The organism is Pseudomonas sp. S07E 245 (genome assembly GCF_019599025.1).
In the GTDB taxonomy this organism is placed as follows: Bacteria; Pseudomonadota; Gammaproteobacteria; order Pseudomonadales; family Pseudomonadaceae; genus Aquipseudomonas; species Aquipseudomonas shirazensis.
Genome location: NZ_CP080625.1, coordinates 2,205,381 through 2,217,546 on the forward strand (window position 1 = coordinate 2,205,381; position 12,166 = coordinate 2,217,546).

A 12,166-nucleotide genomic window follows, 5' to 3' on the forward strand; every position below is an offset into this window, starting at 1 on the left:
GCGTCCGAATTGCGGGTGATAAGCCTTCTCCCACCTGCAGCGAATAGGGCACCAGAAGACGCTGAGCTTCATATTCATTTGGAGGGCAGCCGGGCGCGGGCATAGATAGACGCGAAAACGCGTCGCACGGAACACCGATGGCGATGACCAGAGCGACCACCGCCTTGACAGCCTCGCAACAGTTACTGCACCATTTTGGCCATAGGTACGACTACAGGTGCCTGAGCCGCCCGCTGGCCCAAGTGAGAACACTGTTAGCAAAAATCTGACGACTACCCACAAATCTTGGGCCTGAGCGGGCCAGAGCTCCGTATTGGATTTATGGGATAGTTATGTCCAAAACTCTTACCACCACACATCCCCTCACCCCCGAGCTTTTTCAGCAGATTAAGCGCGAAGCCAAGATTTTGAAGCGTAATAGCCAGAAGGCTTTGCGACATAAAGCCTGCTTGTCTATCGTCGCGCGCCGCTACGGCTTTGAGTCGTGGAAAAACTGCTTCGAAGCCTTCAAGAATGCATTCAAATCGTGGCGCGACCACGGTAAAGACCGCTGCGCAGCGGCACCAACCGACGAAAGAAAATCCTATTACTTCGTCCAGTTGCACGACTTCTTTGAGCGCAGCTTCTTCAGCCATTGGGTTGGGTGGTCGGACGACGGTTATGAGCTCCGAGTTCCATCGAAGGTTAACCCTGCTTGGTTTATCAGAGCCTTCCGGGAAACCAGAAAGGAGACGCTCTACGTGATCGAGACGCAGGAGGACTACAACCGCTGGACACTGTTCTGGCACGGCCCGGCATTGGTGGAGTGTGATCTAATGCTTTCAGAGGTGCCCAAATTCCTCAGCCCCGAGCCGTCCTATAGCCGGCCTCGACTGAAGTAAAACGCACAATGGGCAGGGCTCGCATCCCAGGCTGCGGGCCCTTCTCATTGCCTCCAGTTCGGATAGTCGAACCAGTTTGGCATTGGCTCCAGCGATTACGACTCTTCAATGTGCTTGAGTACCTGCTCCAGCTTCTCCTTTGGCCAAAGGAGTTCCTTACCGTTTTCCCTAGAGGCGTTCAGAACCTGTCCCGGGTTCATGACATTCACTTTGCGAATAACGCTAGCAACGGTCGCTTGGTGTACCTTCGTAGCGATGTTCAAATCGTGGGCTTGCAGCTGATCGGGGGTGAAGATGTGAAGATCTAGGTTCTGAGTCATGGCCAGCTCTCCTCAATCGCTCATTGTGAGCTCATCAATCTACGCCTCTTTCCTGCGCGCACAACACCGCTGCTCCGACATGTCCATGCAGTCGACGAGCGGTGGGAAACCGTCACCACACCAATGCTCAAGCCAGAGCAAGGCGTTTTCACCCGACTCTGGAGCCACCCGCCCTTCCCCCAGATCGCATGTTCATTCCAGAGAACTAGTTCTTCTGAGCCCCACCGAGCCTCCCCCATGGTCATGGCGTTGACATGGAGTCCAGAAGAAGCGATCCCTGCGTCAGTGATGGCCATTAGCTAGAATATCCCCACCCAGGATAACGTCAGCGAATCCGAGAGTTTCTGATTCGCTCTCCCCAGAACACAAGGAAGACCTTATGCCCATGATCGCAAATGACCCAACTACCCAGCTTGCATTTTCGGTGTACGAGAACAAAGGGGTGTACGCACTACTCCTGGGGTCAGGAGTGTCACGCTCTGCCGGCATCCCGACTGGGTGGGAGATCACCATGGAGCTGGTCAAGCGCGCCGGTATTGCCTCAGGCGTAGGGGAGCAAGAAGACTGGCATGCTTGGTATGTAGGTCAGACAGGAGAGCAGCCTAACTATTCGACGCTGCTTGAGACCCTGGCAGGGACGCAAAGCGAACGCAGGGCGATTGTTCAAGGCTTCCTGGAGCCCACAGCCCAAGAGCTAGAGGATGGGTTGAAGGTTCCCACACGGGCTCATCGAGCTATTGCAGAAATGGTGCGTGCTGGACACGTACGTGTCATCGTCACCACTAACTTCGACAGGCTAATGGAAAATGCTCTGCGTGATGCCGGCATTGAGCCCACTATCGTGAGTTCAGTCGACGCCTTGGCAGGGGCCGAGCCGATCACCCATTCCCAGTGCTTCATCCTCAAAATTCATGGTGACTACAAGGACGCCAGAATTCTGAATACGGATGTGGAATTGGGTGACTACTCTGCCGAGTTCAACGCCCTGCTCGACCGCATCATCGATGAGTTCGGTTTAATCGTCGCCGGCTGGTCAGGGGAATGGGATCATGCCCTGAGGGCCGCGTTTCTGCGCGCCCCCTCACGCCGCTACCCAACTTACTGGCTTGCCCGTGGTGGTCTCTCTGAACGTGGCCAGGAATTGGTCACACAGCGTCGCGCATCGGTGGTCACTGGCACTGACGCGGATACATTTTTCGACGCGCTTAAGCTGAAGCTTGAGACCATCCAGCAATCACGCCAGCCCAACCCGGCAAGCGTCGAGCTGATGATCGCCATGACAAAACGCTTCATGGATCGACCTGAACACAGGATCCAGCTCGACGACTTGGTCACGACCCAAACTCGGCAGACGATTTCTGATTTCTCCCCGCTTTTCGCAGGAGGGGCTGACGTGAGAAACGAGGCTTTCAGTGACTGGGTTCCAGAATACGAGGCCATTGTCGAACCTATCGCCCGCCTTGCTTCAGTATTAGGACGTTGGGGCACAGGTGACGAGTTGCGGCTCGTCCTGGACGCAGTCCAAGGGCTGTATGCCGAAGCTCATAGAGAGCAGGCTGGCTATACACACTGGCTAGCCCTGAAAGACTATCCGGCAATGTTGGTCGTGCTTGGCTATGCACTTGGGCTAACTCGTGCGAATCGCCTGGACGTTCTGCATCGGCTATTCAGTTCAACAGTTATTAACCGGCGCGAGCGGCCTAGTGTGGTGGGCTATGAACTATCACCGTTCTACCTTGAGTCCGGCAACGGGCTTCTAGCGCACTGGAAAACCCTAGAGGGCCAGAGCAGCGCCCGTACTCCCCTATCCAATCGACTTGCCAGCCTCATTTCCTGCAAATGGGCCCCCTCGTTTGCCGGAGTGCATGATCCTGAGCTGCTCTACGAGCGATTCGAGTTTATGAACCTACTGTTCTTCGTTCAAGAGAATGGCGTCAACGAAGAACAGCTCAACATTCTGATCCAGCAAAGTCAATTTCGAAATATCGCGATGGGGCGACTGTCATGGCACTCGGAAACCATCTCTCGCTTCGCTCAGGAATACTCTATCCCGGAATTCAGGGAGCCTTTGCTTGCTGCCGGCTTCGCCTTTGGCAGTGAAAGCTACCTCCAGCGATTTTTAGAGGGATTGGCGCGATTTAACAGGTGGTGAGACCTCCACTCCAGCGCTCAAGGCATCCAGGTCATGGATCACCGCTTGCCTCCAGATCCCGACGGAAGATTCCTCAGCATGTTGAAGATCCGCCTTCGAGGTACCAGCATTGATAGGCGTTTTCACCACCTGCTCAAGGAGGCAATCCAGCAAGCCAAGCAACGATCTCTTCGACCAGTAACCTACGTCGCCATGGTGGCGCAGCCCATCATGCGACAATGCCCGCCTCTTCATTTAAGCCCGGAGCCCGCTTTGGAGATCCCAGTAGGATGACGGTTGTAGAGAGCTAAAGCGAGCATCCATAGCCCTCACCGGCTTACCAAGAACGACGATTGCGACAGGACTTCAGAATGCTTGATCTAGCGCTGCTTGCTGCAACAATACTGTGTCCCGCATTGACCACCTTCTGGCTAGTCAGCAGAAAGCTCGGGGAAGGTCATGACTTGCATACCAAAGCACGCTCTGTCTTTGAGCTCAACACCGAGCATGGATTGATCAGGCAAGGTTTGCTGTGGTTAGCCATTGGCATTCCCTTGAGCCTAGGCTTCGCATTCGGCCTATGGACGTGGTCAGGTTATGAGGTAAGTCTCACAACCGAAGGGTACAAAAGGTTCGCTGAGATAAGTCTTCTTCCACTGGCGCTCATGTCAATATCACTGCCATTAGCCGCTTTGGTTGCACGCTTTCACTCGACCCAACAAGCTGCTAGACAAATCACTCTAAGCCGAACCAAGAACAATTTAGATGCTTACTACGCGCATCGAAAAGCCATGTTCGAATATTTCAAAGAAATAGACGATACCAAATACTTCAACCAGTATACGTTCAGCTACAAAACCCACCCAGTGATTCATAAAAGATTTTTTATTGGTACACCTGAAGACGGCACGCCCGTCATACATAAGCATGCCTTTGAACAAATTGAAAGTCTTATACAGGGAGCCGCCAGCCACTTGAGAGGCGTACTAGATGGAAGCAACAAAGACTCATTTAGCTTTTATCTGGCAGCAAGCAAAAACATTTATCACGCAGCAAAAAAACTAAACATCAAAAAAATATACATGACAATGAGAGAGCAAGGAGTGTATGTGCGATATGAAGACAACTCCGACGCCCCGACTTTTGGCACAAGCACCTTAGAAACTTTAGCTGCACTCCGCTTTACCTGGGAGTACTACAACAATCTGTGCGATTTTTCGGGAAGAGATCGTATGGATATCCCTCCCGAGCTAGAGGCCGTGTTCACAAAGACTGAGTTCTGGCTGAACAAGGGGAAATTCATTGAGGCGCTGCATGAAGGCCCAATTGCTGAGCTGGTAGCCAGTGGCCGCGCGAGCCTCGGAGAGCTGCATCACACACTTCAACCTAAGTCGGTCGGCTCAGCTACCTTGGAATAAAATCGGCCAAGTGGCGGGACTTTTCCCGAATAGAGCGCCAGGCCGAGCTTCGGGAAAACTCGCGCAAGCTCAACCCAGGCAACCCTCCAACGTCAATTGCGAACTGCTGGAGGAGCGTGCTCAAACGCTGCAGACAACCATCAGGGTGGCGATACCCGGCTCAACGCTTTAAGGTCGCCCTTTTGCCCACAAGGAATGACGGATGGCTGCAAGAGGTGGATTCTCGAACCGCGTTTACCAAGTTCAGGATATTTTCAGTCAGGCGCTGTACCCAAGAATGCGCGAGGAGCCGCTGCTCAACGAAGCAGATGAGCTGGTAATTCCAGTGAGAAATATCGACAGTCCCCATTTCAGGCGAATTGGCCGGGCCTCCTTTGGCACGCGTCTAGGAAGAAGCGAAAACGACCCCACGCACGATGAATGCGTGAGCTTGCTCTACGAAAACTTGAGTAGCGACAAAATCAACCGTGTCTCGATCTCAGTCTACGTCTTTGATGACAACGGGAAATATCAGGAACAGGTGGTCTTTTCCACCCTGGCAGGGACAGATTACCGTTGGTTCATGGAAAGCACCGCTCGCGTAGGCTTTCACGACGATAGGTACATCCAACCCGACCTCTCTGGGCGGGATGCCAACAAGTTCTTTCCCACCTCCAGCTCCCCTAACGTGATCATCGAGGTGATCCGTACCCACATTCCTGAAGAGACGACATTCGCGCGCCTACAGGAGCTCTCCAAGGCAAACACACTGGTGATCTTCTACTTCATCAACGAGCAAGAGGATGGGAGCAAAATCAACCGGTATCGGAAAAAAGACGACCAGTTGACGATACGGGTATCGAGGTACATGGTCGGCGGAGAGGTCTATGTGAATGGTTCGCCAGTGTTCGCTCAGCAGCCGGAGGAGAGCTTTTCACATTGGTATCGCTTCCTCTCCAACTCTTTCTTCGCTGACGGCATGAGACAGGCAAAATAGGCTACAGCGTCAGGGGTTGGAGGATGCACTGGGCTTCTCGCACGATCTGCCCTACCACCTTCCTCTGGTGCGCTACCGCTTCCCAGTATCCCTGACGCTCCGCCAGTGCCATTGCAAGTTCAAAATCTTGCTGCCTGATGGCCAAGTCTGTGTACTTGCGCACCACATCAGGTCGGACGGCAAACAACATTTCCTCAGCCGAGCGGATCGCTGTCTCCTCATCCCGGACTATGGGAAAGCCTGCGTCATCTTCGATGGTGTAGCACCATGCGTCACTCTCACCGACCTGGTAATCAAGCCCAAAGCTGAAAGCCAACGGGTCAACAAAGATCCCTACCTTGATAAAAGGCAATCTTGGGTGTGGTCTAGCATCTCGCATCATGATCTCTCGCCGCCTCAAATTCTGCGCCTTGCCCCTAACATCGCGTTGAAGCTGTGGCTTCGGTTGATTTGCTCTCATTTAGTTTGCAGATGGAGCAGAACCGAGCTCAAGAGTTTGTGGTATGAAATGTCGAGAGCAGCTGCGTCCCTGACGCATAACGTTAACGGATGGAAGGCTCAGACGAGCAACAACAGCTTCCAATTGTCGCGGAGGCGCCTTGTCAACCTACGTGCATGCACGGCCAAGCTCTCCAATAGGCATGAGGAACGCCTCTGAAAGGCTACTTGAGTGTGCAAGGCTTGGCGATCATACGCCCCCTCAACCCAGCGCCCGCGGCTTTGATAAGCGGCCTGATAAGCCATCATCTCCAAGACCACTCAGACCTGCCCACCACTCATCACTATAAGGACTTCAGATGCTGCAATGGATTACCCAACGATTTCGACAGGCTCGTCGATACCTTCCCTCAAACCATTTTCAGGATATCCCTGGGAGCTACGAGCCCACGATTGATGACCTGAGAGAAGAAGCCATCAATTTCGACAAATATGTGAAGGCTTACGTTGAGCGCGCGACGGGAAAAAAGCCGAAGGACTCACTAGGGGACTTGGTTCGTCACATCCTAAAGGCTCACCCGCAGAATCCTGAACACCCTGAAATCTGGGAGGAGTTCGTGAAGAAAGCGATAGATCTCAAAGGCTATCGCAATAGCATCATCCATGCAGACACCGAAGGCCTCCCACCCATTTCAGAACTATATGAGCAATTCAAAAAAGCAAACGCAATTCTCCGACCGTTCAGCGTCTATGGTGCCCGCCGAGACCGTTTCACGCAGTTCCGCTGGAAAATGGACTTTCTGAATTTCAAGATTGACGAGCAGTCTTTTTGTTTGTCCCAGCAGGACATTGAAAATCTGCTATCCGAACTGCACCCATCATCGCGAAGCAGGATCTACTTCAAGGCTGGCAAGCAGGTTAATAGCGCGATGCTGGACGTCGAAAATATAGCCCGTACGTATTTTGTAGAGGGCTACGAGCCTTTCAAGCTGAGCGATGAGGAGGCCATGGCTCTGGACGACTTGCTGATCTGCTTCCTCGGGAACCCTGGGCTCAGGATGTCTTGAGCAGAAGTGTTCAAGCGATGGCGAACGTCGACTATGTGATTGCCTATACACCACGGCCCACCTCCCCAGCATGCTTTCTACCGGAATCGTCACCGTGTCGCGGGAGGTCTCACCGTACCATCCGGGCCTCAATGCGGTCGCGAGTCCTGCTTCAGCGCGCCGAGGAGCGGCTCCAACTGGCATTTTTCCACATGCTGAGCAAGCTCCTTTGGGTCAGTGCCGTGTCATAACGCGACAATCACGCCGTGCTACGATCCTGCCACCATCGCATCACGCAGGGACGCCCCCCAATCAACGAGACGCGCATGACCTTATCCGACGCCATCCTAGTTCTGATGCTCGCTGACCGAATCCATGGTTCGGATGAAGCAGTCCGCCGCGCGGGCAAGAATATCGTTAAGAAGCTGCCCCGCAGCAAAAGAGACATCATCTACGAACTGATCAGTAACCCCCGCCCCAGGGAATTGATCCACCACATCGCGCTGAATATCGACGATTAGCCCGCCCGCGCGGCTGTTTGAGGCAAGGGAGGCTCGCGCTCAATCGCCTCACTGAAGAGCAGAGCATGCCCATGGCAATGAGTACCAATAAGACACGATACCAAACGCATCGGCTATGCATCGCCCCACGCATCCAAGTTGATCAGCGGGAGGGCTTTCTAGCGGGCGAATTAGCGCAGAGGCAGCGATGGGTGAATGGCCTCCGCAAACGCTTGGCCTGAATTGCTACTGGGAAACCAGGTGCCAGGCTCCGGCCCGTGTCAGCCGTTGCCCTAGGCCGCAATTCGCACCTCCGCGATACTTTCCGAGACGCTCGGTATCTGATGTCCTCAGTTCACCCTTGATCACCATGAACGTCATCGGGCCGCAATGAGTACGCAGCTTGATGCTAGAAGCCCCATATCCATGCCCCGCAATTTCATACGGCGCTTCCAGCGCCGCGACCTCAGCGCCTTGCTGAATGACTACACGAGCCTCCCCTCTCGTACCATGTACAAGGCTAGAACTGCTGAGTTCCAACCATGCGCCGTCCCCCAATGCCTGTGCTGCAGCGCCTGTATAGATTCCTGGGCACAAGATGCAGATGACTCCAACCATTGCGACCACATGCGCTGCCGACTTCTTCAAAACTGACACGTCTGGCTCCTTCTCACTTTCTCAAAATGCCCATAACAGTTGAGCAACGACTCAAGCTATCAGGTCTGTCAGGAAGAAACCTCCGAAGGCAGTGCAACCACTCACAGGGCTCTTCTTGACGTGCCTGCAGGACGGAAATCGGGAGCGGGAGTCAGTTCGGGCAGATGTTGATGGCAGGCCAACTGGTAGGGAAAACCTGACGCTCTGGGTCAACAGCAGCTCGCTTGCTCAAATCACTGGCTTCAAGCGCATTTATCGAACGACAACCCCATGCTCCGCCAGCTCTCGCACCAGAGTCTCACGGCGCAGCAGACCGGGTATTTTGAAAGCACTTCTGTACGCATAAAACAATCCAACCGGTATGAATACCAATCCAACGCCGAAGGTTGCTGTCGCGATGATCAGCCCCGCTGGGATGGCCGCCACGGCAAAAATAATGCCTTTGAGGACACTGGACTTCGCAACCGCCCGCATGTGCTCCAGATCATACTCAACCTTTCCGTTACTTTTTTCGAATGCAATGAGAACAATCGACTTCTTGCCAAGATGTTTGTAGTACCAAGTGCGCCGAGCATCTGTAGCGATCGCACCATGCCTCCTCAAATAGTTGAGCATCACGACTTCTTTAAAGTAAAAAGTCGTCCCTGCTTCATCCTCACACCGAACATTTCGATAGAGGGCATCTAGATCGCCACTCGCTTGAAGATCAAAGTTCTTAACTGTGACTGCAATTTTTTTAAGTTCAGACATGCATTATCCTTAAGCGCACTTATTCACTACGGAGGCTTGCGCGTAAATCTCATCGGTAGCGCAATACGTCACCGCCTTCAATCAGATAGGCGGCTTAGAGAATTGGAAAACTGCACCGGAGGTAGAATCCTGCGATCCGGCGTAATTGATAGCTAGCACTGAGTAGCAGCGCCCTGCGAAGCTCGGCTACATGTTCAGCTCGCTAGTGATTACGTAATAATCCTCACCACTAACACTACGCATCAATTTGAAACCCGACCTGGCCTCGACATATTCAAGAGGCGGTGTAGCGATGGTCATGCCATCCTGATTCACCCCTGACCGATCGCCGTAGATCAAAGCGGCATATCGCCTCCCGGCCTGAGCAGCATCGGCTAAGAACGCGTCGATAGGGACATTCCAGTCAATGCCCTGCGCCTGGATTACCTCCAAGGGAAAGTCCCGCACAAGGGAATCGGAATCGACAGCGAACAAAGGTTGCTTGTTCAAGTGATTAACCATCAAATCTGGATCTCGAAATAGGGATCAAAGCCCGTGTTTTCATTTGGATAGCCCTTAGGGTTCGAGATCACCCGGCAGCCAGCTAACTCAACGTCGACGGCGTAGTGCGTATGGCCAAATACCCACACATTCGCCTGAGCAATGAGCTCATTCCAGTCGTTCGCATAGGAGGCTGTGAGATGGCCTTCGTGCTCGTTACCTATCACCATCGAAGATGGTGAGTGATGTGTCAGCACGAGTGTTTTACCCTCAAATTGTTTTTCCAGCTCCTCACGGAGCCAAGCCTTGGCGACGTGGTTCCTGGAAATGACATCATCGGGCCGCAAACGCCTGTAGTTCAAATCAGCACGAATGTATTTGAAGTCGCTCATCCACTCCCGGGCCATATTGGTCGCCGCCACCTGGTCACCTGTCGATGTAAAATCAGTCCACCCCGTCGTACCCAGGATCCTGAGATTGCCAAACGTCAGGGTTTCATTCTCTAAAATGTGGACGTGGCCAGCGGCGGCGTCCCTCATTTTCTGCAGCGTTCGATCAACATGGCCGTCGTAAAATTCGTGGTTACCACTGACGTAGGCCACTGGGCATTCGAACGCCGCATTGGCCCAACGGACACCTCGCCCCTTCTTGTCAATGTCGCCCCCCAATAGGACGAGGTCGACGCCAGTGCAATCCGGAGCCTCCCAACCGTCAAACTCTCGGTGTAGGTCAGAATAAATCCGCACTCTCAAACCCTGACCTCCATTGAACTGGCAACCTCTCGGAAAGGATGATTGCAACGCGATTTAGGGGTTTATTGATCGTCAGGAGCCCCCCTGAAGACCATGACGAAGGGCGCTTGGCATATGCAGGCTCGGCCCCACGCTGGCCCATCACCGCCGGCCAGCCCAGAGCAACACATGGCGCAAAAGCGCCCTCGAACAGTTTTATACACTATGTGATGTGTAACTGTACACGCCGACGTGGCTACATCCTCAGTTTTGAGGACAACGACTTGACGTCGATAAGGCCCGCGCTTGCAGCAGTCATACGCTCAGTTCGTGGTAGCTTGGGCTTGACTCAAGAGGGTATGGCGCAGGCAACCTCCCGCACCTATCTGACCAAAATTGAAAGTGCCCAGAGCTCTCCTACCCTGGATAAATTCATTGAGCTTGCGGCTGCGCTCGAACTGAGCCCAGTGGCGCTGATGGCCTTGGTTCTGGGTACGCGTGACGAGCAGTCGAGCGCTGACCTACTGGCCCAGGCTAGAGAGGAATTGGAGGCGCTCCAAATGCGGGTGACCCCGGAAGACATCGCTGCACAGATGATGGGCACCGAGGTCGTTAAACGGCCACCCGCACGTCCAGCGGATCTGATAAAGCTGCAGAAGGTTCAGGCGTGTAAAGAGTCTGGCCTGAGCCAGGCAGCAACAGCCCGGCAGCTGGGAATCAGCAGATCAACTGTCAGCTTTCTATGGAAGCGAGAGCTGCCGGATGCTCCCTAGACCGGCTGCCCCATCAACCCCTACTTTCCCCTAGACGCTCACCCTTGATCACACGTTCTGCAAACTGAACGAGATCGGAGAGAGATCCAGCTCCCGTTCTGTCCATAAAGTGCCCGGAAATCCCGACAGCCCTAGGGCCTTTTTGATCACATTGCAGGGAATCGCCGACCATCACGACTTTGCCACAGGGGTCAGTCAAATCCGTCCCCAAGCGTGCACCTAATTGACGGCAGATCTCGCGATAGATTCCCTCATGAGGCTTCATAAGACCGACCTCATAGCTCAAGGCAAACCCATCCATGTCGCTCAGCAGATTCCTAAGCACAGGGCCGTAGGGCGCCGCCAGATTCGAACAGACTCCCATCACCATTCCCTCTGCCTTTAGTAACTGCTGCGCCTCAATGGCATCGGCATACACCGAGATCGACTCCAGCTCATCAAGGAGGTAATCCTGCAACGCCATCAATTGCTGCGAGCTCAATCTGATGCCGAAAACTTCAGCAGCCTCCTCCAGGGACAGGCTCGTCGTCATCAGGCAATGGAGGTCTGAAGCGCTTGGCTTGCGACCTTGCTGAGCACCAATGCGCAGCAATTTCCGGAATGGATGGTGCTTGCGCCTGATGTGAACCACAGTTCCAAAAGCATCAAACACTGCAGCAACGATTGGCATGAGATTGGCTTCCAAGAGTGCCGGCTAGCGTGCCGGCGGACTACGAACGGCTGGATCGTAGTAAGCAGTAAAATGGCCACACGTACACAACACTGAATCACCATCGAGGAGCGGGTATGCCCTCCAATGAATGCTTGCCGATTTCACGTCGTCGTGGACATACCCATAGCGGTAATCCGAGAAGCTGAGGGGTCTCGAACACTCTCGGTTACCACAGACCACAGTGTCGGGCCGTTGCTCATGGCGTGAAGGCATAATGATTCGCTCTCAATGGTGAATAGTCTGCGTGGGTAACCCGTTCACCAAGTCCTGCTCCACTGCAGGTGATCCCCTTTCTGTAATCGCCTGGGCTTTGAAACCACGCCTGCTGCGGGGACGACTGAGACAGGCAATGA

At 53.8% G+C, this 12,166-nt stretch carries 13 protein-coding genes; 7 read left to right on the top strand and 6 right to left on the bottom strand.

The genetic code is table 11. The features are described 5' to 3' along the window. Nucleotides 1-332: 332 nt before the first annotated feature. Nucleotides 333-881: a hypothetical protein gene (locus K3F44_RS10310; RefSeq protein ID WP_145187296.1), complete on the top strand. Its 549-nt coding sequence runs from the start codon at nt 333-335 to the stop codon at nt 879-881. Nucleotides 882-976: 95 nt separating this feature from the next. Here K3F44_RS10310 and K3F44_RS10315 read toward each other — a convergent pair whose 3' ends face one another. Then, on the bottom strand, nt 977-1,201 hold the full coding sequence (locus K3F44_RS10315) for a hypothetical protein (protein ID WP_145187299.1): 225 nt from the start codon (nt 1,199-1,201) through the stop codon (nt 977-979). A 511-nt stretch (nt 1,202-1,712) separates the two neighbouring features. On the opposite strand from K3F44_RS10315, the gene K3F44_RS10320 reads away from it, so the two are divergent. The 3 genes from K3F44_RS10320 (at nt 1,713) to K3F44_RS10330 (ending at nt 5,726) form a co-directional block, all read left to right on the top strand. After that, nucleotides 1,713-3,353, top strand: a complete 1,641-nt coding sequence (locus K3F44_RS10320; RefSeq protein WP_259407053.1) for an SIR2 family protein — start codon at nt 1,713-1,715, stop codon at nt 3,351-3,353. 350 nt (nt 3,354-3,703) lie between these two features. After that, nucleotides 3,704-4,750: a hypothetical protein gene (locus tag K3F44_RS10325; RefSeq protein WP_140174200.1), complete on the top strand. Its 1,047-nt coding sequence runs from the start codon at nt 3,704-3,706 to the stop codon at nt 4,748-4,750. Nucleotides 4,751-4,952: 202 nt separating this feature from the next. Continuing rightward, the gene (locus K3F44_RS10330) at nt 4,953-5,726 is read left to right on the top strand and encodes a hypothetical protein (RefSeq protein WP_140174199.1); all 774 of its coding nucleotides are present in this window, start codon (nt 4,953-4,955) and stop codon (nt 5,724-5,726) included. A gap of 1 nt (nt 5,727) precedes the next feature. Here K3F44_RS10330 and K3F44_RS10335 read toward each other — a convergent pair whose 3' ends face one another. Then, the gene (locus K3F44_RS10335; protein WP_140174198.1) at nt 5,728-6,108 is read right to left on the bottom strand and encodes a hypothetical protein; all 381 of its coding nucleotides are present in this window, start codon (nt 6,106-6,108) and stop codon (nt 5,728-5,730) included. Nucleotides 6,109-6,523: 415 nt separating this feature from the next. On the opposite strand from K3F44_RS10335, the gene K3F44_RS10340 reads away from it, so the two are divergent. After that, nucleotides 6,524-7,231 (top strand): hypothetical protein, encoded by a 708-nt coding sequence (locus K3F44_RS10340; RefSeq protein ID WP_140174197.1) that lies wholly within the window; start codon nt 6,524-6,526, stop codon nt 7,229-7,231. A gap of 305 nt (nt 7,232-7,536) precedes the next feature. Beyond that, complete coding sequence (locus tag K3F44_RS10345; RefSeq protein WP_038453505.1) at nt 7,537-7,731, top strand: hypothetical protein; 195 nt, start codon at nt 7,537-7,539, stop codon at nt 7,729-7,731. An 888-nt stretch (nt 7,732-8,619) separates the two neighbouring features. Here the strand turns inward: K3F44_RS10345 and K3F44_RS10350 are convergent. From K3F44_RS10350 to K3F44_RS10360, 3 genes are all read right to left on the bottom strand, one after another. After that, a complete protein-coding gene (locus K3F44_RS10350) occupies nt 8,620-9,117 on the bottom strand; it encodes a hypothetical protein (protein ID WP_140174196.1) in 498 nt (165 codons plus the stop codon). 186 nt (nt 9,118-9,303) lie between these two features. After that, nucleotides 9,304-9,618, bottom strand: a complete 315-nt coding sequence (locus K3F44_RS10355) for a hypothetical protein (protein ID WP_145187325.1) — start codon at nt 9,616-9,618, stop codon at nt 9,304-9,306. Continuing rightward, nucleotides 9,618-10,349, bottom strand: a complete 732-nt coding sequence (locus K3F44_RS10360) for a metallophosphoesterase (RefSeq protein WP_140174194.1) — start codon at nt 10,347-10,349, stop codon at nt 9,618-9,620. Before K3F44_RS10360 ends, K3F44_RS10355 begins: the two co-directional genes overlap by 1 nt. A 338-nt stretch (nt 10,350-10,687) precedes the next feature. On the opposite strand from K3F44_RS10360, the gene K3F44_RS10365 reads away from it, so the two are divergent. Continuing rightward, complete coding sequence (locus K3F44_RS10365) at nt 10,688-11,101, top strand: helix-turn-helix domain-containing protein (protein WP_371921251.1); 414 nt, start codon at nt 10,688-10,690, stop codon at nt 11,099-11,101. 13 nt (nt 11,102-11,114) lie between these two features. Here the strand turns inward: K3F44_RS10365 and K3F44_RS10370 are convergent, their stop codons facing one another. After that, on the bottom strand, nt 11,115-11,771 hold the full coding sequence (locus K3F44_RS10370) for an HAD family hydrolase (RefSeq protein ID WP_220633984.1): 657 nt from the start codon (nt 11,769-11,771) through the stop codon (nt 11,115-11,117). Nucleotides 11,772-12,166: the final 395 nt, after the last annotated feature.